We start from the raw sequence: 22,266 nt of genomic DNA, 5'->3' as shown, positions 1-22,266 counted from the left end.
GGCGGACCTCCACCATGGCGACTCTGCTTCCTTCGCTGCGACTTCTCAGACCACTGAACTGTCGCCAACGGTCCAGCGACTGAACTCGTTCATAATCATTGGGCTACCAGCAAGAGAAGCAATTCAGCCCTCCGGCTGAACTGCGCGCGATCTTTGCACTCCGCTGGATGACTGATCCCGAGAACCCCGTCACCTCGTTATCGGGAAAGGCCCACTCGGTTCAGAGCAGGTCACAGGGGCCCAACTCGGATTCCCCCGTGACCTGACAGCGACGCGCAGCCGGGGCACTGCGCACGGTCGACTTGCGCCGCCTGAAAGCACCACAGTGATGACAGTGACGGTCAGTTGCTTCACTGCGGCGCGCTGCTGCTGACTACGCTTCGCTGCGTGAACGCCCGGTGAGGAAACCCCAGACGACAAGCACGACGAGCGATCCGCCGATAGCGCACAGCCACGTCGACAGCGAGAAGAACTCGTCCATCTGAGCACCGAAGATCACGCCGCCAAGCCAGCCCCCGACAATGGCGCCGATGACCCCGACAATGAGGGTTGCGATCCAACCACCACGCTGGCGGCCCGGCAGGATGGCTTTCGCGATAGCTCCGGCGATGAGGCCGAGGACAAGATATGCAATGAAACCCATGAGCTTCTTTCTTCAGTAAGTAGAACTTGAACATTCACTGTCGGAACCATGACAAGAACAGATATGAATCTCGCATTGCCGTGATCGACGACTTCGCATGTCGATGCGGTGGAATGAGGTGTAGTCACGGCAGAATCCACTTTGGGCTACCACCTCACCGAAGCGTATTTCACCCGGCAGATGAAATCCAATCAGCATGGCACACGTGACGAACGCGACACATCGGACGCGCCTGATCATCCGCTCGGGGGGAAGGTGAACGATTCTCGCGCCTGAGCACGGCGGCTTCGAGCACTGAACAGGATACGGTTTGCGGGGAAGTGGTGGTGTTCTACCCTCCACTTCCGTCCGACCAATGCGCTGCAGCGCGATTCGAGCTGAGCCTTGATGAGCGATTCACTCAGGGGCTCCACGAGCATGTGAGCGACCATGCTGTCGATGCCCTCCGGCGCGGTTGAACGCCGCGGTCAAGCCGCGCCTGTGACCGGCCGCAGACAATGCTGGCCGGTGAGAGGCTCGTCGAAGAACATCCACTGCCCGCGAGCATTTCGAATGTCAGCGCACCGCCGTTGTTGAGCTGACCAGGCTGTTTCAGAGACGGGAGCTACCCGAGCGAACGAAGAGCCAGCTCGAACAACTCGCCTGAGTGAATCTCTTCAACAGCCGCTTCGATGTCCAGCGACCGCGTCACTGCCTCAGCGCACCCGGATCGCGGAGGGCTCGATGGTGATGTCGATCTTCGACGTCTCGCCGAGTTCGTCGCCGTCGACCTCGATGACGCGAGGCTTCTCGAGCTCGATGGTCAGCGAGGTGACACGCTGATGGATCGCGCTTTCGCTGCTCTCCGCCGAGTCGTCCTTGGACATGATCCGCCGGATGCCGTTGTCCCAGACCATGTTCTTCATCGTGTCGAGCCACCCGGTGAGTCCCTCGGCTTTGAGAATGAGGACGTCGAGCTCTCCATCGGAGGGATCCGCGTCGGGGAGCAGCGTAATGCCGCCCTGCAGTGTGCCGCAGTTGCCGACGATGACCGTATGCGCCAACTCGTCGCCGACGCGCTCCCCCTCCCGGGACAGCTTGATCTCCATGACGTCACTGGCCGACACCGCCCGACCGAGCGATTCGACATAGGCCAGCCATCCTGCCTTGTCCTTGAGGTCGTCATTGGTCTCGGTGATCATATGGGCGTCGATGCCGAACCCGGCCATGACGACGAAGGGATGCCGCTCCGTTCCGTGTTGGAGGGACACCTCAACCCATCCCATGTCGATGCTGCGCGCGCTTCCGTCGATCGCCCGGGTCATCGCCTCGCCGAGGTTATTCAACGGCACGTTGAGGTTGCGGGCCAGGAGGTTGCCCGTGCCCAGGGGGACGATGCCGAGTTCGACGGCAGTCCGGGCCTCTGCGAGATGACCGGCAACCGCGCGCACCGTACCGTCACCGCCGGCAGCCACGACAACATCGGCGCCCGCCGCCAGCGCGTCCTTGGTGGCGGACTCGCCCGGGTCGTCCTCCTCCGTCTCGTGCCACGAGACGATGAAATCGCGACCAGTCGGAATCGCTGCTTCCAGGTCTTCTTTGTCCGTCTTCGACGGATTCCACACAATACCGACGTGTTTGGCGATCATTTTCAATTCCCTTCACGAAAGTCGCTGCGGCGGAGCCTGTCGCATCATCGGCGCAGCCTGCATCATCAGTTCACACACTAGCGCAGCCTGCAAAGCACAGCGACGAATCAAACCGCTTTGGCGTATGGGCACACCAGACGAAGAAACATCCGCACATCCATTCAGCGGACGAGAAAGTGTCCCCGGCATTTCGAGTTCGGTGACTGTCTGGTAACCTCGAGGACCAAATCCGGGCAACGTCAACCGATCAGCTCTCGACGTCACATCATCGTCTCACGCGAAAACACCACCTCAATTGAGAAAGGGTCTCCTCTATCCTCCATACAACTTCACAGAAGCTTCGGGTGCTGCTCGTTGCCGATCCAGGTCTTCCGAGCCGACGAGCACTGGCGATTCACGATCGAGTTGAACAGCTGTTACGTGACGCTTATGGGGTTCAGACCACTGTCAATGTGCATACCGATACCATTCGGCTGACGCCTGACCACGAGTTGGCTCTGAACGAGATCGACGGCCTTCGCACCGGTTACCCTGATGCCGACCTCGTCCTGATTCTCACCGAAATCCCCCGGCACACCCAAGGCAACCCATTGATTGCCGAGGTACATGCTGATCGCAATATTGCTGTTGTCTCGTGCCCCACTTTGGGTGCATGGAGGACGAAACACCGCATTGTCAAAGCGATTATGAGCTCGATCGACAAATTGGTCCCCTGGAATCTCAACGAGAGTATGCGAGCATTTTCGCTCAAGGGAACCAACTGGACGGAAAGCGACGATTCTCAGCATCAGACGCTGCACGCCCCCACTCTGAGTGGAGGAGCTCACCTGATTCTTGGAATGACCATTTCCAATGATCCCTGGCGTACAGCACCGAAACTCTCAGGCGCACTTGCGGCAGCTTCCGCCACAGGAGCATTCGGCATCTTCTACAGTTCCATCTGGCAGATGTCGACCTACCTTTCGACATTTAGACTGCTGTCGATCGGTGTCACAGCCATCTTTGTCATGATGACCTGGCTGATCCTCGGCCACAAACTGTGGGACAAACCAGTCAACGAGAAGCTGGCTCCAGTGGTCATGTTCTACAACCTCTCCACCGTCTTGACACTTCTCTTCACTGTTGTCGCTCTCTACGCTGTTCTCGCTGTTCTCATCTTCTTGGGTGGACTCGTTGTCATCGACCCAGCTTTCATGGGCCAACAGATTCAGCAGAAGGCCTCATTGACCAACTATCTCGATGTCGCATGGCTCAGCGCCGCCATGGGAGTGGTGGCCGGTGCCATCGGCGCGAGTTTCGACTCCGACCTCGATGTGCAAAGACTGACCCACGGGCAGAGAATGCGACAGCGCCTGTACTCCGAAGAGTGACGAGTCCGAGGGATCAGGACTCACCGCATTCGCGGGCGCACTCCATTCCTGCCGGGGACTGTGGGATCGCTGGGACCGACGTTCACCTCGGCACCGATGGCGTCCGCTTCGCTGCCATCGACGGCCGCGGGTGGATCTGCGTCCGGAACACGTTCCGGCCGGGGTCCATTCGCTCTGACGATGTACCCGACCATCGTGTTGAGGACCGCAACGAACGGCACCGCGAACAGGGCGCCGACGATGCCGAACTGGAAGGCACCGGCGGCGACCGCGAGCACCACGGCCAGCGGATGCACCGACACCGCCTTGCCCATGATGAGCGGCTGGAGCACGTGTCCTTCGATCTGCTGAACGGCGACGACGACAACTAGCATGATCAGCGCACTGACGAAGCCACTGGACACCAGCGCCACGAGCACCGCGATGACACCCGAGGCCACCGCGCCGACGACGGGCACGAATGACGCCAGGAAGACGAGCACCACCAACGGGATCACCAGTGGCAGCCCGAGAACGGCTGCGCCGATGCCGATGCCGATTGCATCGATGCCGGCGACGAGAATCTGGCTGCGGACATATTGAACGAGAGTGGTCCAACCGCGCAGAGCCGCACCCTCAGCGGTCTTCTGCGCCGGAATGGGCAGCAGGTTGATCATCCACGTGAAGATCTTCCTTCCGTCATAGAGGAAGAAGAATGTCGTGAACAGGCACAGGGCAGCCCCAGCGAGGAACGACCCGACCGAGGAGGTGGCCTGCACCGCACCTCCGAAGAGCTGGCCGCCGTTGCTCTGCAGCCAGCTCGTGACCTTGGCGATCGAATCGTCGATATACGTCGAGACGGTCGTGGCGTCGATGCCGAACGGGTTTCCTGCGAGCCAGTCGCTGATGGCGGAGAACCCGGAGACAGCCTGAGCAACCAGCTCGGGCATCCCGGAGTAGATCTGCTGGCCGACGAGGGTGATGAGCCCGGCGACGACGACGAGGAAGCCGACGAAGCTGATCGCGGCGGCCGCAGCCTGGGGCAGGCCCTTGCGTGCCAGCCAACCGGTCAGCGGTGCCAGCAGCGCCGTCAGGAGCAGGGCGATGAGCGCCGGAAGCAGGACGTCGGAGACCTTGGCCAGCAGCCATAGGGCCACCCCGATGCCGACAAGGACCACGATCGAGCGCCAGGACCAGGCTGCGGCGACCTTGAGACCGGGAGACACATAGGGTTCGGCTTCGGCATGGGACCTGATCCGCGCGACCTCCTCGGAGGTCAGGTGCAGGTCCGTGTTCCGACCGTCCGGATCCAGGGCTCGCGCCTGGTCTCGCTTGAGGCGCAACGTGTCCCACGCTCCCCGCACTCTGTTCGCGCCAGGCTTCTTCTCGTTCTCAGACATGCTTCAACAGTAGATGATTCGCTATCAACTGGTAGCCCAGGGATGACTGAGAAGCTTCACCGGTTCTTGCCAGCGACGTCGCCGATCGTGATTCGCAGCACGGTGGGCTGGTCCACAATCCTCACAACCCTCAGTCCGTGTGACGCGGGCGACATTGTCGGCGCCGGGGTGGAACCCCTGGTGAAGCGTAAATGGCCAACGATTGAACTCGCCCGGTTTGGCGGACCTGCAGAGCTACGCTGAACGAGTTCACAGCAGGCACAGTGCCCCTCCGCCCACGAACGATTGCTCAAACGACGGTCCGGCTTGTCCTCGTGACTGACCCCGACCCTGTCGATACGCAATCAGGAGGCCAACCGGTGACTTCACTGGGACGTTCGGGTTCGACCATTCGGCTCCGCGCCATCCTCTCGGCGATCATCGCCCTCGCGCTCCTGCTCATCGCCTGGGGAGTCGGCAACGCCTCTGGCTGGTGGCATCACGATGCACCGCACACTGCCGACGGCACCACAAATCGGCCGTATCGCGTGACAGTGAATCTCAGCCTCAACGGGTGCACGGCTGACTGGACTGCGAGTCGGGCCGGAGCACAGGTGATCTCTCTGAACAACACCACTGATCGCTCGATGGACGTCGAGCTCATCGGCACAGGCGCGAACTCACAGAAGAAGCAGCCGACGGCAAAAGACGCTGCCGCCGCCCAGATCTATTCCGAGCTCGAGCGACTTGGGCCGGGAGTCACCCGAGAGATGACAACCGTGATCGGACCTGGCCACTACCACTTCCTGTGCCTTCCGGACGACGCCCCGGCGGTCAGCGGAACCGACGTCACGATCGCGAAGGCGACGGCGGGCCAGGTGACTGCCTTGCCGACTCCGCTCCCTCACGCCGCCCCTGTGACAGAGCAGGAACTCATCCCCGTCGCCCAGGAGTATGTCGACTGGGTGAGAACCCAGTTGCCAGGTATCGAGAAGACGGTTGAGAAGATGCACTCGACTGTCGCCAAAGGTTCAGAGGGCTGGCGCAGATCGGCTCAGTCCCAGTGGAAAACCGCGCACCATGGATGGCTGACCCTCGGCGCGGCCTATGACGCCTTCGGCGATCTGGGCACCGACATCGACGGCACCGCCGACGGCCTGCCCAACGGCGCCGCCGACAAGGATTTCACAGGATTCCACCGAATCGAGAAAGACCTGTGGGAGAACAGGGCGCCAGCCGAGGTCCTCCCCCATATCGGTGCACTCATCGACAGCTTCGAAGCAATCGACGACAAGACCCTTGAAGTCGGTGCGCTCGACATCGGCCTGCGCGCCCACGAGATCTCCGAGGATGCTCGACGGCTGACCCTCGACGGGAAGGATGACTTCGGTTCCCACACCGGTCTCGACGCTCTCACCGCTGAGAACCAGGGCACCCAGAAAGTCATCGCCCTGCTCTCTGAGATCCTCGCCCGCCGGCTTCCCCGAGACGAGTTCGACGGCATGAAGTCCGACCTGAAGTCCAACACCGACTACTTCGCCGAGCTCTCGCAGGAACACCCGAACATCGCGCCGGCGAATCTGAGTCATGAGATCGCGCAGCAGGTCCGATCGCGCCTCGGCGAGCAGACCGAGCAGCTGGCCCGCATCGCCACAGTCACCGACATCAGGAGGGCAGAATGACATCGCGCCGCAGGTTCCTGGTCGCAGCAGGACTGACGGCAGGAGCCACGGGACTCGCTGCCGGCTCTGCGACGACGACGTCGGCCAAGCAGGGCACCGGCAGTGCCTCCTCGACGAAGAATCCGGCCTTCGAAGGCACGTACCAATCCGGCATCATCGACGAGCCCCGTGCAGCCTCGACCGTTGCGGCACTCGATGTCACCGCTGAGAACCGATATGAACTGCAAGAGCTGTTCTGCACTGTCACCGAGCGAGCACGCAGTCTCACCAGCGGAGATCTGTTCGATCCCACGGCAAATGGTGTGATCGAGACCCCCACCGACTCGGGCACACTGGGGTCTGGCCCGGGACCGGACTCTCTGTCGATCACCCTCGGAGTGGGCGCATCGCTGTTCGACAGACGATTCGGACTCAAGCCGAAGCGCCCCCACCGTCTCATCGAGATGGACACCTTCGCGGGCGACCGGCTGGAACCTGACAAGTGCGGAGGCGACCTGTCACTGATTATTTCGGCCAACGGGCGAGACACGGTTCTGCACGCGCTGCGCGACATCCTGCGCCACACCCGCGGGGGAATGCAGGTGCGATGGAAACAGGACGGATTCACCTCGGCGCCGAGGCCATCGGGCACTCCGCGCAATCACTTCGGATTCAAGGACGGCATATCCAACCCCACGACCTCCGAGTTGACAAAACTCGTGTGGGCACACGACCACGATCAGAGGTGGACGGCTAATGGAACCTACCAGGCTGTGCGGCTGATCCGGATGTTCACCGAGTTCTGGGACCGGATCGGCATCACCGAGCAGAACAACATCTTCGGCCGCGATCGCGCGACCGGCGCACCACTCGATGGAAACCGCGAGACCGATCAGCCCAGCTTCGCCATGGACCCCAAAGGCTCGGTGATCCCATTGACTTCGCATATGCGGCTGGCGAATCCACGCACCGCGGAGACCGACGGCCAGCGAATCCTGAGACGTTCGTTCAACTACGAATCCGGGTTGTCCGCCAACGGGGACCTCGACGTCGGACTCGTCTTCGTCTGCTACCAAGCCGATATCACCAAGCAGTTCGCAACGATCCAGAGGCGGCTCAGTGAGGACCCGCTCAATGACTACATCTCCCACATCGGCGGCGGCTACTTCCTTGCCCTGCCGGGGGTGCGGGGGTCCTCAGACTACCTGGGCCAGGACCTGTTCGTGTGACCGAACCCAGGTGGACAGCAGTTTCCAACGAAAACGGAGGAGAAGATGGCAGTACGCACCATGAGTGCATGGTTGGCCGGGACGAGCGCGCTCGCACTGGCAGCCGGCGGGGTCTTCCTGGGACTCCAGGCGCCGCAGGAAGACGCACAGGCCGCTGAAGCGACAGCGACGACGACTCCGATCAAGCACGTGGTCGTCCTCTTCGACGAGAATGTCTCGTTCGATCACTACTTCGGCACCTACCCGGACGCGGCCAACACTGAGAGCGAGAAGCTCCAGGGCGGCGGCCGCGCGGGCCGGTTCACCGCCTCGGACAGGACCCCCAAGGACATCGACACACTCACAGCCAACAACCTCATCAAGGACAATCCGAATGCCGTCAAGCCATTTCGGCTCACCCCCGACCAGGCCATCACCTGCGATCAGAACCACGCATATGGTTCCGAGCAGGCGGCCTTCAACGGCGGGAAGATGGACAGATTCGTCGAAACCGTTTCCAAGGACAAGTGCACGTCGGCCGGCAGCAATATGTCCGACCACAACGGCATGACCATGGGCTATTACGACGGCAACACCGTCACCGGTCTGTGGAACTACGCCCAGCACTACGCTCTCAACGACAATTCATACAGCACGAACTTCGGGCCGTCGACTCCCGGGGCCCTCAACCTCATCTCCGGCGACACCTCTGGCGCACGGTCCTATGATCCCAGGACTCGGACGCTGACGGACAAGCCGGACTCCCATGGCGTCAAGGACCCCGACGCGAGAGGCGAGGGCACCGTCACCGGCGACCCCGATCCGGTCTGGGACGACTGCTCCAACAATTCGGGCAAGTCGGCGAACAATCTCGTCGGGCTCACCGGCAGAAATATCGGCGACCTGCTCAGCTCGAAGGGAGTGTCCTGGGGATGGTTCCAGGGCGGATTCACACCGAGCACGTCGGCCACCGACTCCTCCGGCGCGAAGTGCATGACTTCGCACACGAATGTCGGCGGAAACGCAGCGATCGACTATTCGCCGCATCATAATCCGTTCGCCTATTACAAATCGACAGCGAACCAGCATCATCTCTCTCCCGCCAGCACCGGCGAAATCGGGCACGATGGTCGGGCGAACCACAGCTACGACCTCGACTCCTTTGAAAAAGTAGTCGATGGTGACAACATGCCCGCCGTGTCCTACCTCAAGGCCGGCGAATACCAGGACGGACACGCCGGCTACTCCGATCCGGTCGACGAACAGCACTTCCTCACCAAATACATCAACATGGTGCAGAAGTCGAAGAATTGGAAGGACACTGCCGTGGTCGTCGCCTACGACGATTCGGACGGCTGGTACGACCACAGGGCTGCCGATTTGACCAATGCCTCGAATGACCCTGGAACCGACGAATACGCCGTCGGCGACGGTAAGATCTGCACCGCGGCTGCCCGAGCGGGAGTGAACATCGCAGGAGGCCGGAACGGGCGGTGCGGGCCGGGAACTCGCCAGCCGTTGCTCGTCATCAGCCCGTATTCGAAGTCGAACTTCGTCGACCATACTCAAACCGATCAAGGATCGATTCTCCAGTTCATCGAAGAGAACTGGAAGACCGGCAGCGTGGGGGGCGACTCCCTCGACGTCAAGTCCAACCCGGTGACCAACATGTTTGATTTCGCCGGCACCCCGAAGACGGACAGTCTCATTCTCGACGAGAAGAACGGGGAATTCGTCAGCGATGATTCCTCAGTGCCGACGACGCCAACGACGGACACTCCATCCACGCCAGCATCGGATGCGCCAACGCAGACCCCGCCGGCGACCACCCCGCCAGCACCCAGTGCGCCATCGACCACATCGCCAACGGGTCCCGCCGACCCCGGAAACCACGCCGAGGCGGACGCGGATGCGGGAGACGATGGTGACGGTGACAGCAGCAACGGCGACAGCCCACACGATGAGAACGCAGGTGGACTCCCGTACACCGGCGTCGACGTACTCCTTCCGATCGCCTTCGGTATCGGGCTGCTCATCGTCGGCGCAGTCCTCTGGTACACCGCCGTTCGCAGGCGCAGAGACCGCACCGACTGACGAGGTCGCTCCCGCAGACGGCAACGGCCGGCTCACACAGAGCCGGCCGTTGCCGCAAACAGTCTTCACTCTTCGACAAGCAGCCGCAAAGCGAATGACTGCAGTGCGGTCTACTTTCCTTTATCCGATCCACTTTGCGGCTTTTCGGCGAACGCGGAGGCGACGAATTCCTTCTTATCAGAGGTGATGATGTTGAAGTGAATGACCTTGCCGTCTTTGATCGAATGCTTGAGACCCGTCAGCTTGATAGCTGGGCCACCGGACTTGAGCTCGAATGACTTTCCGGATTTCACGACGATATCGTCATCCTGGGCCCCTACGATCTGCGACTTGTCAGCGCCCGCAAAATCGACCCCGACAACGGTGATGTCGTGGTTCGTTGGATTCTGCAGTGTGCCATAGATCTCAGTCGATCCCTTTTCTGCAGGTTTGACCCATCCCGGAGACAAGCTCAATGACCCAGATTTGCCGTCACTCTTCCCAACATTGCCGGCTTTGGATTCCTGCTGAGTGCCAGCCGAAGGCTGAGCACTGTTTGTGGTTCCGCTGTCACAGGCGCTTAGCCCCAACGTCAGAGGTATCGCACACAGAGCAGTGACAACGGCGATTCTTCGAGACTTCGGCATTCGCCAATACCTTCCTTTTCAGAGATCGGTCAACCGGAGTTGAACGGTGAGAAATCAATGGGCAAATCGCGATTGAGAGACTGCGGCCCGAAAGCTACGATAGCCGACCTCAACCAATTCTCTTCTGTGGCCGAATTCACTCTTTGCAGTGAGGATGCCGTGAGTAGGCTCGATGCCTCTGGAGTTGCAATGACCATCGACTGCCTCCCGAAATGAATTGCAGAAATCACCAAGGCGCCAGACAGTGGCAACTTGTGACTTTGTGATTTTCCGCAATAGGTCAATTAGACGGCCCCCTCTAATGAACAACCGGAAAACCATCCGCACATTGAACTTAATCGCGATCAGAGTCCTCTGACTTCTTTTTATATTGGCTCGTTGTTCATTCAGTCGTCAAAGCTCATCTGTATGTTGACAACCGTTCCTGACTCGCTGTTCAGCACATTCAATCGACGTACTCCCCCGAGTCTGACGAACGTGTGTCGGAAAAACCTCGCCGACACCGACAATCCCCCACAGAGGAGCATCAGCCACCATGGTCAATCGACGCACACTCATCACGACGGCCGGAGCCGGAATAGTAGGAACCGCTCTCGCCGTTTCTGCCGAGTCTCCAGCAATTGCGAAAGCCGGCGATCACGGCAATCGCACGAGCTTCAACATCATCTCCGACATCCAGGGTGATCTGAAGGATTTCGGTCACGCCCTCGACGACATGGAGGGAACCAACCCGAGCAGCTCGGGCCTCGCAATCGCCGGGGACATCACACCTCGCGGATACGATTTCGAGTACGCGCAAGTGGCGAAGAAGCTGCGCAAGCACTCCCACCCGGCCACCCTCGCATGGGCAATCGGCAATCATGAGTTCTACGTTCCGAAATATTCCGACCCAGATATCCTTTCACAGGACACCTGGCCCAACGGCGTCGTCGAGGACTCGCTATTCAAGAGCTTCTACAATTTCGCCGGACGCAACACCATATATAAGGAAGAAGACTTCGGCGGCATCCCGATTCTGTCCATCGGCACCGAACGGTACATGCACTACCATGACAATTCGCTCTGGGATGAAGTGTGGATGAGCAACGCGCAGTTCTCCTGGCTGGAGGACCGGCTCAACCGCTGGAGTCGTCGAAACAAACCTGTCATGATCATCACCCATCACCCTCTGCCCAACACGGTCTCCGGAACTCGAAATGCCCTCTACCTCAAGGACTACCTCCAGTCCGACCGGCTGCTGAACATCTTGGGACGATACAAGAACGTCTTCCTCTTCTGCGGACATACCCACTGGGATCTCGGCCTGTCTGATTGGTACACCCGTCGAGTCGTGCCGGGAACAGGAAACCTTGAGGGTTTCAACGTCTTCAACACCGGAGCCGTCGAACGCGGATACACAGATGACGGCCATGGCGGAGAGACCGCCGTAGACGGAGCCTTCAACCAGGGACTCCAGATTGAGGTCACCAAGAAGAACGTCACGGTCAAAGCCCGCGACTTCCACAAACACGAATGGATGAAGGAGGTCACAGTACCCCTGCACTGAGACCGACTTCTCCATTTCGCGGGCAGATATCAATGATGCATTGGCCATGGCTCACCGACTGCTGAGCCGAGTCTGGTCGCAACATTGCCTCGGCAGGCTCCCAGGAGTAACGTCTTCTACGCAACGTAGAAGATGGGCGGACGAGGCAGTGGCTCCCGGCCATCAGCACTCACTCAACAGCGGCTTCGAGGCCGCCGAAGGAAGCCCATGGCCATTACACGATCACTGATGACAACCGGAGCTGGAGCCGCCGTACTCGGTCTCGGCCTGACTCTGACAGCAGCCACCGCCGCTTCAGCCCACGTCACGGCCGACCCGAACACGACGGCAGCAGGAAGCTACACCCTCATGACAGTGAGCGTTCCCCACGGCTGTGAAGGAAAGGCGACGACCGAAGTCGAAATCAACCTACCCAAAGAACTCTCAGGGGTCACCCCGACGGTCAACCCGAACTGGGACATCAAACAGGTCCACGACAAAGACGATGAGTCAAAGGACGTCACTGCCATCGACTACATCGCCAAGAAACCCTTGGCCGCCGACCAGCGCGATTCCTTCGACCTTTCCTTCTACATCCCGCCCCAAACCGAAGGCAAGACGCTGGCATTTCCGACGACGCAGACGTGCAGCGAAGGAGAGACCACCTGGGACCAAGTGCCAAAAAGCGGTCAATCCGACGACGACCTCGACACCCCTGCCCCATCATTCACCGTCACCGAGGCGGCCGCGACAGACGACTCCGCACACTCACATGAGCCCTCGTCCGAAGCGGCCCCCAAGGCCGTCCAGGCCGACAACTCATCGACGACCGCACTGACCTTGGGCATTGTCGGAGCAATCCTCGGTGCACTCGGCCTCATCGTCGGCGGCGCAGCACTGCTTCGCACCCGCCGAGGAGCTTGATCGACCATGACCGCTATCCGCTCCCTGTCATCCACTTCTATCCCCGCATCGCCTCACTTCCGACCGTTTCGCCGGCCGCATGGGGCGACCCGCCCCGTCCTGGCTGCCATCGCCCTCGTCATGGCAATGATCTGGCTGGCTTCCACCCCAGCCCTCGCCCACGATCAGCTCATCACCGAGACACCCAGCAACGGCGACTCGGTGAAATCCGCCCCGGACGCAGTCACGATGGAGTTCAGCGGCTCACCTCAGAAGCTCGGCAACGAGATCGACGTGCTCCATGATGGGCAGAACATCGCCACTGGCAGCCCTGAGGTGCAGTTCCACACCGTCACCCAGAAGCTGCGGACAGATCTTCCCTCCGGTGACTACACCGTGAAATGGCGCATCGTCTCAGAAGACGGCCACCCAGTCAGCGGCGACTTCACCTTCACGGTTGAGGACGACTCGAGTACCGGAACCGCCCAGCCTTCGACCACGTCGACTGCCGGCAGTCCCACGGAATCGGCTGCTCGCGACGCGGCTTCCCAGACCCCGACTCTGGTCTTCACCATCCTCGGTGCCGCTATCATCGTCATCGTTGCGAGCTTCCTTGTCGCCGTCGCCATCCGAATGCGACGACAGAGGCACTGACCGTTCAGACGCCGGGGCTCTGACTCTCCGGCAGATCGCGATCCGGCAGCGCGAATTGCCGGTCGCGCCTTGGTGGAGTGCATTGCCGTGGCTCCACTCGGCCGCAGCGCGGCAGTGAAAGCCCACTCGTGCCCACCGGACATCATGCCCCAGCCCAGGTCTCAGTGAGCTGCGGCCCGTGCAGCGATCTGGGCAACTTGAGCTGCAGGGTCTTCCACAGAGATGACGACCCGGGTGTAGTCCTCGTCACTCAGTTCGATGACGATCGTGTTCTCGAACCCGCTCACGTTCCAGAACTGTCGTTCACCCTCGGCGTGGAAGGTTCCGCTGAGCTTCTGTCCAACGCGAAGACCCGGGCCACGCCATCCCTTCGGCTCGCTCTTCATGCCCGGATCATGCGTGGCCCCGCGAACGTGATTCCAGGGGATCGTCAGACTTCCCGTGAACGACCACAATTTGTCGAGCCCCTGAGGGGCGATGACAAGATCGGTATCGGTCATGGTGACTGTGTTGCTCATGCTGTTCTCCCTATCGAGTGGGTCGGGGGTCATCGTGTGGTCGGACTGCGCGAGAAACCAGGTGTTCGCCGATGCACCGCGCATCGCTGTGAAAGCACAGCTCGACGGCTCGGAGAGCCAAGTCACGATGGTCCCTGCTGATGGGTGCCAGTTCCAGCAGAGCCACCACGACGAGGTCCTTGGCGCGGTCGTCCACCTGTCCGACTTCGGCTCTGTGACAGACGTTCTCCAGAGCCATCTGGAACAACCGATGCTTGGAGCCGTAGATCTTGTAGAAGCTGGCCCGGCTCAAGCCCAGAGAAGCGAGCACGGTATCCACCGAGACGGCATCAAAGCCACGCTCGCCGAACAGCTCGGCTGCTCCGAGCAGAACTTGGTTTTCGTCGAACCCTCGCGGTCTTCCCATGAGTTAAAGACTAATCGTTCTAGAACGACTTGTCTATAACCGGGGGTGAAGGCTCCTACCGACTGACCGCTCCTACCGACTCACCGCTGCGACCGCCTCGGCGATGACATCGGGACGGTCGACCATCATCAGATGCTTGGAGTCGCCGATCTCGTTGAACGTCAGATCGGAGAAGGACTCCCGCAGGATCTGCATGCGCCGGGGATCGGGCAATGGCGGTGCAGCGAGCACCGAGGTGGGAGTGGTGACGATGTCCGTGACCGATCGCAGAACCTCGAGGTCAGCCCCTTGGCTCCGATAGCTCAGCCATTCCGCTGCCGAGGCTGTGAGTGCCTCGGAATCCCTATAGGGGTCCTTGAATGCCGTTCGGTCGAGGGCACGCCCTGAAGCGCTCTGCCGCGCGAACCCGCAATGTACAAGCCACGACGCGAACCGCGCGACCCCGGCCTGCGCGGTCACGCCATGGAGCATCGGCAGCCATGTGGAACGAGCGAAGCGTCCCACCGGTCCTCGAGTGCTGTAATCCTCGACCGACGGGTCGACGAGGACGATTCCGGCGACGCGATCCGGGTGCAGGCGCGCATACGCCTCAGTCCCCAAGGACGCCATCGAGTGGGCGACGATGACGGCCTCGGGATGGTCGGCGATCGCCCGTTCCACCATCTCCACCTCGGTGGGGAGTTCGGGCAGAACCCCGGGCCACTGTGTTCCGGCGAAACCTGGTCGGTCGATCGCGAGGACGTCGTGATCCGGAAGGCGGTCGATCACCGGCATCCAGCCGGCCGCCGCGAGGGCGCAGCCATTGAGGAAGAGGACGGGAGGTCCAGCGACGTGCTCCGCGGTCGCGGGGCGCTCGTAGATCGTGCACCCGTCGACGATCTCTCGCCGCCACCGGGTCAGTGCGCTCTCGGATGACATCCTTCTCCTCCCTCTCTCGCCTCAGCATAGGCATCGGTCGAGGTCTCGATCCTGGGGTGCGTCACGGCGGAGTAGCCGAGCAGCGAGACCCACCCGGCAATGATGATGACGCCGACGACCTGGACATAGCCCTGTCCGCTGCGCCAGAGCATCTCGATGAGCCACGAGGCAAGGTTCGAGGCCAGGAGCACAGCGGCGATGACCACGACCCACCGCGCATGAACCGTGTGTCTTCCCCCGCGTCGGCGCAGCGCCAGGTGCACGAGCACCATCGTTGCCAGCGCCGAACAGACCACAACGGTTGAGGTGACCGTGTGGATGAGGAATCCCGGCTGGAGCGGGTCCGCCTGATGGGCCGCGTGGCAGGCATCGTCGAAGCTCTCGGCGCAGGGCATCGCGGCAGCGGCATCGCAGATGGTCGCGAGACCGGTGAGCGCCAGAGCTGCGGCCACGGCCGGCGACAACCGGCCCAAGCAGGACCTCCACCCCGTCCATCCGAGACAGGCGATGAGGATCATGAGTGCCCCTGCGGTCATGTCTCCGCCACGGAACACCCAGTCGTAGGGCTGGTCCGCTGCGGCGAGTTCCGACAGATATCCCGACAGCGGTCGCGGGTGAGGGCTGAGGAACAGAAGGACCCACGTGTCGTAGGCGATCACCACTCCCGCCGCCAGCAGGATTCCGATAGTTCGGCGCATGACGTCTCACTGGCCCTTGGGCCGGGCGAGAGGGAACGTGATCGTCGACCGTATGCTCTGCTGGGTCAACAGCATGACGAGCCGGTCGAGGCCCATCCCCAGTCCCCCCGCGGGCGGCATGCCGTACTCGAGGGCAAGGAGGAAGTCCTCGTCGAGCTCCATCGCCTCGGGGTCACCGCCGGCCGCAGCCAGCGACTGCGCGGTGAGCCGCTGCCTCTGCACCACGGGGTCGACGAGTTCCGAGTACGCGGTCCCCAGTTCAGACCCGAAGACGATGAGGTCCCATTTCTCCGCCAGGCGCGGGTCCTTCCGATGCTGCCTCGTCAGCGGTGAGGTCTCAGCCGGGAAGTCCGTGTAGAAGGTCGGGGCGATGGTCGTCGACTCGGCGACCTCTTCGTAGATCTCCTGCAGCAGCTCTCCCCACCCCCACTTCGGACTGACGCAGAGTCCGACGCGGCTCGCATACGATCGCAGTGTCTCGATCGAGGTATCCGTGCTGACCTCCTCACCGAGCTTCTCGGAGACGGCATCAGTGAGCGAGATCGTCCGCCATTCGTCGGCGAGATCGACTTCATGCTCGACCCCGTCCACGCAGCCGCGTACGACTGTCGTGCCCAGCGCGGCGTCGGCTGCGGTGATGACCATAGTGCGCGTGAGTTCGCGCATCGTCGCATAGTCACCACCTGCCTGGTACGCCTCAAGCATTGAGAACTCCGGGTTGTGGGTGGCATCGACGCCTTCGTTGCGGAAGTTCCGTCCGATCTCGAACACCCGGTCGAACCCGCCGACGAGCAGCCGCTTGAGGTAGAGCTCCGGTGCGATGCGCAGGTAGAGATCGAGGTTGTAGGCGTTGATGTGGGTGAGGAACGGCCGAGCGTTCGCTCCACCGTGCACGGGCTGGAGGATCGGCGTCTCGACCTCGAGGAAGTCCCTCGACTGCAGGCTCTCACGAATCGCCTGGAACGTCCGCGCGCGCACGACCATGAGGTCGCGCTGACCAGTGTCGAGTGTGAAGTCGAGGTAGCGCTGGCGCACCTTCGTCTCCGGGTCACTCAGTCCCTGCCACAGGCTCGGCCAAGGCCGCAGCGACTTCGCCGCCATCGTCCAGCCGGTGACGAGGAACGATGGAGTGCCGGTCCGCGAGGTCCCCGCGGCTCCGAGGGCGGAGATCCGATCGCCTCGGGAGAGCCACGATCGCAGCCGCCCCAGCGATGCCGCGCCGAGGATCTCGCGCTCACACACGAGCTGGACGTCCTCGCCCTCGGTGCGCAGGTCGAGGAACACGACCCCGCCGTGATCTCGGATGCCGAGCACCCGCCCTCCGATGACGGTGCCGTCAGTGGATCCCGCAGCCGCCTCGGCGGGGTACGGTTCGATGCCGGCGTCGAGCATCGCCTCTCGCACGCCGAGGCGGTGTCTGACCTGGTCAGGAACGTGAGTCCTGGCGTCGGGGGCTGGAACCGAGGGGGTGATGCCAAGCAGGGGAGCCGCCTCGGCGGGGGTGTAGATCGCCTGAGAATGAGTACCCTTGCCGAGCATCTTCGGCGGAGTGAGGAAGCCTTCGGCCAGGCTCACGGCCAACCCCACGCGCGCGAGGTCCGACCCCTCGGAGTAGCAGAGCATCCTGGGCACCCATTCGGGGTGGTACTTCTCGTTCGACCGGTAGAGGGACTCGAGCTGCCAGAATCGCGAGGCGAAGAGGAGGATGGTGCGCCACAGCCGCTTCATCGGCCCGGCGCCGAGCTCCTTGCCCTGTTCGAAGGCTGAGCGGAACACCGCGAAGTTGAGGGACGCCGAGGCGAGTCCCAGGCTCGGGGCTTCTCGCATGAGCCCGGCGACCATGAACTCGGTGACGCCGTTCTCCGCGAGCGGGTGGCGTCGCATGACGTCGAGGGAGATTCCACCGGCTCCCCAGGGAACGAAGCCGAGCAGCCCGGCGGTGTCACCGCCCAAGGCCCCGAATTCGGGTGGGAACAGCGCTTCGACGAAGAGATAGTCGGCGTCAGCGGGGTCGCCGAGGCGGCCGAGAGCCATCGAGAAGCCTCGTTCGGTATCGCCGTCACGCCAGTCGTCGGCGAACTGTGCCAAGCGGTCGAGCTCCTCCGCAGTCAGCTCCGTCTGGTGCCGCAGGCGGATCGTATATCCGAGGCCGGAGAGCTTCGACACCGCGCGCTGCACTTCGGGAAGCGACGACAGGGTGAAGTCCTTCGTGTGCAGAACGGCCTCGTCGCCGACGTGGAGCACTTTGAGTCCCGCTTCGTGATAGGCCTGCGCTCCCTGCTTCGAGGCGGCGAGGACGGCGGGCACCCATCCGTAGGACTCCGCGTGGGTGACGAACGCCTTGGCCGCTGCGGGCCACTGTGACGACGGCCCGATCGGGTCACTCGCGACGAGGCAGACTCCGGCCTGCACCCGGTAGGTGAGGACGCAGTCGGCGGCGAAGAGGGCGGAGCGGTCGCGTCTCGTCGCGAAGTAGCCGAGAGAATCCGACGGGTGGTCGGCGAGACCGACCCGGATGTCGCGTTCCTGTTCGATGTCGATGCGTTCGGCGTCGCGGGAGGACCGCAGCAGCGTCCAGAACGCGAGGATGATGCTCGCACCAGAGCCGAAGCCGAACAGGGAGAGCATCCAGCTCGACTCCGTGTACTCCTTGAAACCGAAGAGCTCGGCGAGGATCTCCTTGGCTTGGACCATTGTCAGGCCTCCGCTCAGCGCCTGAACTGCCAGGACGACGAGGAGGGTGATGACGAGACCTGCGACGAGAACGCCGATGCCCTTGAGGAAGCCCCGCGGTTGAGTCTTCGCGGTGTACCACCTGCGGTGGACGAGCAGACCGACGAGGCCGGCCACCGGCACGGCGAAACCGGATGCCAGGTCCCATGACAGCAGATTGGGTTCGACGGAGTAGAGGACAGCGACGACGAAGCAGTAGAGGACGAAGATGGCGAGGAGGAGACCGAGCAGAATCCACCACGCCGCGCGCTTGCGGAAGCTCATCGCCGCCGCGAGAAGGATGACGATGACCGAGGAGACGAAATCGACCGGGGTGACCGGAACGATCCACGTCCAGACGAAGTTGAGAACGGCGTCGAGCCAACTGCCCGCGGGGGTGACGAGCTGGATGAGCATGAGGACGGCGAGGACGGTGAGGAAGCGGGGAAGCCACCGGACGAAGAATGGTGCCTGGGTGCCGGCGGGGTGGTCGGAGGGGAGCATGGTGTGGATCATTTCATACCCTCCTGAAATCAATTTGTGGCCGAGAATGCACCGTCAGAGGCCTTGCGGGTCGGCATGTGCGGCCAGGTCGCGGTCCAAAGGATCCGTCCACCAGCGGTCGACTCCTCGATCGAGCGACTGCAGTCGCACCTCGAGCGCGGGGTGGTGCACGGGTGGGCATTGGGCTCTGAGTGAGGTGAACAACGCCCGCAGACGTCTCTGCACCTGCGCCGAGGTGGTGGCGAACTGGCGGATCTCGTCCGTGGCCGCTCGCACGCAGTCCTCCCAGCTGTGTGTCCACGAGCGGATGAGGTCAGGATTCGGGCTGGCTGCGATGTCGCGTTCCTCGGCGAGAAGCTGCGGCGACAGGGTCGCCAGGATGTCTTCGATCTGATCCAGCGCCTGCACGGCTCGAGTGGGATCGTTGACTGCCGGCGACAGTGCTTTCAAAGCGATATCGCTCATTGATCGGAGCGCTCCGTAGGGACCGCTGTCCGGCGAGTATGTGTCACCGAACGCGACGGTCCTCATCAGAGTTCTCTGCTGGCCGGCGATGAGTTCGACACCGGTGCGGAACACGGGACCACCTCGTTGAACGGCGGTTCCGACATGGGGAATGAGTTGGATGCGGGTGTTCCAGAGTCGTTCCAGGTCGACGATTCGACCAGTGTTGACTGCCAGCAGGGTGTCGCCATGTCTCAGCGGAGCGGTGCGATGAATGACATGGCCCGGGCCTTCGATGCCGTGAGTGACATCGGCCGCTGAGAGGTGGAACCGGGTCGGCCTGTTCCGCATGCCGCGAAAGCCATCGGTGCTCAGTCGTCGCAGCAGAATGGCTGGATTGAGATGCTGGCACACGCGCACGATCACGGCCAGGAGCATGACCGCACAGCCGAGGGCCGCCAGAACTGCCAGAGCAGTTGCGGTCAGAGGTTCGTAGCCGTCTTCCCCGATCGCAATGCTGACAGCGATGGACAGGGAGTAGACGAAGGTGGCGATGAACAGGCCCATGCCCCACCTGATCACGGTGTCCTGTTGGAAGACGGGGACGATTCTCACCGACAGTGCGGTGACCCCGAAGCTCATCGCTGCGCTCAGTGCGCCGAATACAAGACCCGAAAGTGTCATCGTCGCGCCGGCGATCGTTCCCAGTATTCCTGCAACAGTGTCCGAGTCGAGGTCCGGGTAGGGGTCGAACCCAGTGGCCAGCATTCGATCGACGAAAGGCATGAGGAGGCCGAGCACCAGAGCGATGAGCATCAGTCGGAGAGGCACTCCCCACATGCTCTTGACCCGAATGTGCTTCCGGATCCGTGACCATTCGCGCTGCGACCTCTCTCCGCTGACCGTCGCTGTCTCGATCGGCCCGGTTTGCCCGGCAGGTTGTGCTGTTCGGCCGCGGGGATCGTTCGCATAGCGATTCATGTCGCTGTCTTCCTGTTCAGTTGCCGGTCGAAGAGAGCCAGAGGCCCGAAGCCCTGGCGGTGAATGGGACGCGCGTGGGCCCTGGAGTCCGGAGGGCCCACGCGCGCGTTTTCGGGGGTGACGTCGTCAGTTGCCGAGCTCAGCCTGTCGGCCGGCTCAGTTGTCGGACGCCGTCTTTCGCCTTCTCACCACGGTGAGGATCACGGTTCCGCCTGCGAGGAGCACGAGAGCGCTGACAAGGGCGAGGCCGATCTGCGCACCGGTGCGGGGCAGCGGATCCTTCGGGTTGTCCGGGTTGTCCGGGTTGTCCGGGTTGCCGGGGTCACCCGGGTTGCCGGGGTCACCCGGGTTGCCGGGGTCACCCGGGCTGTCCGGCTTGACCGTGTCGATATCGGCGGTCGAGGGGTCCGAACTGGTCGGGTCTCCTCCGCCGGCCGGGGTGCCGGATGCGGTGGCGGTGTTCTTCAGGCCGTGGCCTGTCAGATCCGCAGCAGTCACCTCGTAGGTGGCGGTGCAGCCGACCGTCTCCCCTGGCGCCAATGACTTCGCTTCAGCGGGGCAGCTGATGTCCGACATCTTGCCGGTTCCGGTGAAGTCACCCTCGTCGATTCCGACGTCCGCCAACGTCACGTTTCCGGTGTTCGTGACGGCGAACGTGTAGGTCACCTTCTGCCCGGCCTGGGTGACGGTGTCGGTATCGGCTGTTTTCTTCAGGTCCAGGCCCGGCTTCGGATCCTGCGGAAGCTTCACATCCGACGGATCCGAGGCAACATCCCCACCCTGCGGGTCCTGACCCGAAGCCGTCGCCGAGTTCTCAACCGAACCCCGATCCACATCAGCCTGAGTCACCTCATACGTCGCCGTACACGTCACCGAATCACCCGGCGCCAACGACTTCGCATCATCCGGACAGACCACATCCGACATGTCACCCGAACCAGTGAAGTCACCCTCGGCAACACTCACATCAGTCACAGTCACGTTGCCCGTATTGGTCACCACGAACGAATAGTTCACCGTCTCACCAGCCACCAGATCAGTCTTATCCGCCGACTTCACCAACTCGATACCAGGCGCAGGCTTCACCGGCACCGTGACAGTCGAGTCATCCGATCTCACCGGATCCCCACCACCCGGCGGGGTGCCCGTCGCCGTCGCGGAGTTCTCAACCGAACCCCGATCCACATCAGCCTGAATCACCTCATACGTCGCCGTGCAGGTCACGCTCTTGCCCGGCGCCAACGACTTCGCCGCCTCGGGGCAGCTGACATCGGACATGTCACCCGTACCGGTGAAATCACCCTCATCGACCCCGACATCACTCAGGGTGACGTTTCCGGTGTTCGTCACCTCGAACGAGTACGTGACCTTCTGCCCGGCCTTCGTGATCTCTTCGGTATCGGACGTCTTCTTCA

The 22,266-nt window shown here is 62.2% G+C and carries 17 protein-coding genes and 1 pseudogene; 7 read left to right on the top strand and 11 right to left on the bottom strand.

Annotated features, from left to right (window positions below; all coding sequences use genetic code 11):
* Nucleotides 1-373: 373 nt before the first annotated feature.
* Nucleotides 374-643 carry a GlsB/YeaQ/YmgE family stress response membrane protein gene (locus RIT73_RS15955; protein WP_309133087.1) on the bottom strand — a complete coding sequence of 90 codons (270 nt, stop codon included), beginning with the start codon at nt 641-643 and terminating at the stop codon, nt 374-376.
* A gap of 695 nt (nt 644-1,338) precedes the next feature.
* Complete coding sequence (locus tag RIT73_RS15950) at nt 1,339-2,271, bottom strand: diacylglycerol kinase family protein (RefSeq protein ID WP_309133086.1); 933 nt, start codon at nt 2,269-2,271, stop codon at nt 1,339-1,341.
* A gap of 344 nt (nt 2,272-2,615) precedes the next feature.
* On the opposite strand from RIT73_RS15950, the gene RIT73_RS15945 reads away from it, so the two are divergent.
* On the top strand, nt 2,616-3,641 hold the full coding sequence (locus RIT73_RS15945; RefSeq protein ID WP_309133085.1) for a hypothetical protein: 1,026 nt from the start codon (nt 2,616-2,618) through the stop codon (nt 3,639-3,641).
* A 20-nt stretch (nt 3,642-3,661) separates the two neighbouring features.
* Here the strand turns inward: RIT73_RS15945 and RIT73_RS15940 are convergent, their stop codons facing one another.
* Nucleotides 3,662-5,020, bottom strand: a complete 1,359-nt coding sequence (locus tag RIT73_RS15940) for an AI-2E family transporter (RefSeq protein ID WP_309133084.1) — start codon at nt 5,018-5,020, stop codon at nt 3,662-3,664.
* 359 nt (nt 5,021-5,379) lie between these two features.
* Here RIT73_RS15940 and RIT73_RS15935 point away from each other — a divergent pair, with 359 nt between their 5' ends.
* Genes RIT73_RS15935 through RIT73_RS15925 form a run of 3 tightly spaced genes read left to right on the top strand, consistent with a single transcriptional unit; the run spans nt 5,380 to nt 9,962 of the window.
* Nucleotides 5,380-6,681: an EfeM/EfeO family lipoprotein gene (locus RIT73_RS15935; RefSeq protein ID WP_309133083.1), complete on the top strand. Its 1,302-nt coding sequence runs from the start codon at nt 5,380-5,382 to the stop codon at nt 6,679-6,681.
* Complete coding sequence (efeB, locus tag RIT73_RS15930) at nt 6,678-7,889, top strand: iron uptake transporter deferrochelatase/peroxidase subunit (RefSeq protein ID WP_309133082.1); 1,212 nt, start codon at nt 6,678-6,680, stop codon at nt 7,887-7,889. The genes RIT73_RS15935 and efeB overlap by 4 nt, the downstream gene beginning before the upstream one ends.
* Nucleotides 7,890-7,934: 45 nt before the next feature.
* Nucleotides 7,935-9,962 carry an alkaline phosphatase family protein gene (locus RIT73_RS15925; protein WP_309133081.1) on the top strand — a complete coding sequence of 676 codons (2,028 nt, stop codon included), beginning with the start codon at nt 7,935-7,937 and terminating at the stop codon, nt 9,960-9,962.
* A 110-nt stretch (nt 9,963-10,072) separates the two neighbouring features.
* On the opposite strand, the gene RIT73_RS15920 is transcribed toward RIT73_RS15925, so the two are convergent.
* Complete coding sequence (locus RIT73_RS15920; protein WP_309133080.1) at nt 10,073-10,588, bottom strand: copper chaperone PCu(A)C; 516 nt, start codon at nt 10,586-10,588, stop codon at nt 10,073-10,075.
* A 535-nt stretch (nt 10,589-11,123) separates the two neighbouring features.
* Between RIT73_RS15920 and RIT73_RS15915 the strand changes: the two genes are divergently transcribed.
* The 3 genes from RIT73_RS15915 to RIT73_RS15905 all read left to right on the top strand — a co-directional run bounded on the left by RIT73_RS15915 (nt 11,124) and on the right by RIT73_RS15905 (nt 13,670).
* A complete protein-coding gene (locus RIT73_RS15915; RefSeq protein ID WP_309133079.1) occupies nt 11,124-12,134 on the top strand; it encodes a DUF4073 domain-containing protein in 1,011 nt (336 codons plus the stop codon).
* A gap of 207 nt (nt 12,135-12,341) precedes the next feature.
* Complete coding sequence (locus RIT73_RS15910) at nt 12,342-13,037, top strand: YcnI family protein (protein WP_309133078.1); 696 nt, start codon at nt 12,342-12,344, stop codon at nt 13,035-13,037.
* Between the two features lie 6 nt (nt 13,038-13,043).
* Nucleotides 13,044-13,670, top strand: coding sequence for a copper resistance protein CopC (locus RIT73_RS15905; protein ID WP_309133077.1), 627 nt, complete (start codon nt 13,044-13,046; stop codon nt 13,668-13,670).
* Nucleotides 13,671-13,831: 161 nt separating this feature from the next.
* Here RIT73_RS15905 and RIT73_RS15900 read toward each other — a convergent pair whose 3' ends face one another.
* The 7 genes and pseudogenes from RIT73_RS15900 to RIT73_RS15870 all read right to left on the bottom strand — a co-directional run.
* On the bottom strand, nt 13,832-14,188 hold the full coding sequence (locus RIT73_RS15900; protein ID WP_309133076.1) for a hypothetical protein: 357 nt from the start codon (nt 14,186-14,188) through the stop codon (nt 13,832-13,834).
* Nucleotides 14,189-14,198: 10 nt separating this feature from the next.
* The gene (locus RIT73_RS15895; RefSeq protein ID WP_309133075.1) at nt 14,199-14,594 is read right to left on the bottom strand and encodes a helix-turn-helix domain-containing protein; all 396 of its coding nucleotides are present in this window, start codon (nt 14,592-14,594) and stop codon (nt 14,199-14,201) included.
* A gap of 72 nt (nt 14,595-14,666) precedes the next feature.
* A complete protein-coding gene (locus tag RIT73_RS15890; protein WP_309133074.1) occupies nt 14,667-15,512 on the bottom strand; it encodes an alpha/beta hydrolase in 846 nt (281 codons plus the stop codon).
* Complete coding sequence (locus RIT73_RS15885) at nt 15,491-16,210, bottom strand: DUF998 domain-containing protein (protein ID WP_309133073.1); 720 nt, start codon at nt 16,208-16,210, stop codon at nt 15,491-15,493. Before RIT73_RS15885 ends, RIT73_RS15890 begins: the two co-directional genes overlap by 22 nt.
* Before the next feature lie 6 nt (nt 16,211-16,216).
* Nucleotides 16,217-19,438 carry a bifunctional lysylphosphatidylglycerol synthetase/lysine--tRNA ligase LysX gene (gene lysX, locus RIT73_RS15880; protein ID WP_309133072.1) on the bottom strand — a complete coding sequence of 1,074 codons (3,222 nt, stop codon included), beginning with the start codon at nt 19,436-19,438 and terminating at the stop codon, nt 16,217-16,219.
* Between the two features lie 42 nt (nt 19,439-19,480).
* A complete protein-coding gene (locus RIT73_RS15875) occupies nt 19,481-20,851 on the bottom strand; it encodes a DUF2254 family protein (protein ID WP_375295022.1) in 1,371 nt (456 codons plus the stop codon).
* Nucleotides 20,852-21,007: 156 nt separating this feature from the next.
* Nucleotides 21,008-22,266 (bottom strand): annotated as a pseudogene (locus RIT73_RS15870) (hypothetical protein); the annotation flags it as partial.

It is taken from the genome of Brevibacterium sp., assembly GCF_031179145.1.
In the GTDB taxonomy this organism is placed as follows: Bacteria; Actinomycetota; Actinomycetes; order Actinomycetales; family Brevibacteriaceae; genus Brevibacterium.
This window is presented reverse-complemented; position numbering and strand designations above follow the sequence as displayed.

Bases quoted from the DNA above. Each gene is read 5' to 3' on its own strand.
- lysX (WP_309133072.1), bottom strand. From the start codon at position 19,438: ATGATCCACACCATGCTCCCCTCCGACCACCCCGCCGGCACCCAGGCA.
- RIT73_RS15895 (WP_309133075.1), bottom strand. From the start codon at position 14,594: ATGGGAAGACCGCGAGGGTTCGACGAAAACCAAGTTCTGCTCGGAGCA.
- RIT73_RS15925 (WP_309133081.1), top strand. From the start codon at position 7,935: ATGGCAGTACGCACCATGAGTGCATGGTTGGCCGGGACGAGCGCGCTC.
- RIT73_RS15890 (WP_309133074.1), bottom strand. From the start codon at position 15,512: ATGTCATCCGAGAGCGCACTGACCCGGTGGCGGCGAGAGATCGTCGAC.
- RIT73_RS15910 (WP_309133078.1), top strand. From the start codon at position 12,342: ATGGCCATTACACGATCACTGATGACAACCGGAGCTGGAGCCGCCGTA.
- RIT73_RS15955 (WP_309133087.1), bottom strand. From the start codon at position 643: ATGGGTTTCATTGCATATCTTGTCCTCGGCCTCATCGCCGGAGCTATC.
- RIT73_RS15940 (WP_309133084.1), bottom strand. From the start codon at position 5,020: ATGTCTGAGAACGAGAAGAAGCCTGGCGCGAACAGAGTGCGGGGAGCG.
- RIT73_RS15905 (WP_309133077.1), top strand. From the start codon at position 13,044: ATGACCGCTATCCGCTCCCTGTCATCCACTTCTATCCCCGCATCGCCT.
- RIT73_RS15885 (WP_309133073.1), bottom strand. From the start codon at position 16,210: ATGCGCCGAACTATCGGAATCCTGCTGGCGGCGGGAGTGGTGATCGCC.
- efeB (WP_309133082.1), top strand. From the start codon at position 6,678: ATGACATCGCGCCGCAGGTTCCTGGTCGCAGCAGGACTGACGGCAGGA.
- RIT73_RS15920 (WP_309133080.1), bottom strand. From the start codon at position 10,588: ATGCCGAAGTCTCGAAGAATCGCCGTTGTCACTGCTCTGTGTGCGATA.
- RIT73_RS15915 (WP_309133079.1), top strand. From the start codon at position 11,124: ATGGTCAATCGACGCACACTCATCACGACGGCCGGAGCCGGAATAGTA.
- RIT73_RS15900 (WP_309133076.1), bottom strand. From the start codon at position 14,188: ATGAGCAACACAGTCACCATGACCGATACCGATCTTGTCATCGCCCCT.
- RIT73_RS15950 (WP_309133086.1), bottom strand. From the start codon at position 2,271: ATGATCGCCAAACACGTCGGTATTGTGTGGAATCCGTCGAAGACGGAC.
- RIT73_RS15875 (WP_375295022.1), bottom strand. From the start codon at position 20,851: ATGAATCGCTATGCGAACGATCCCCGCGGCCGAACAGCACAACCTGCC.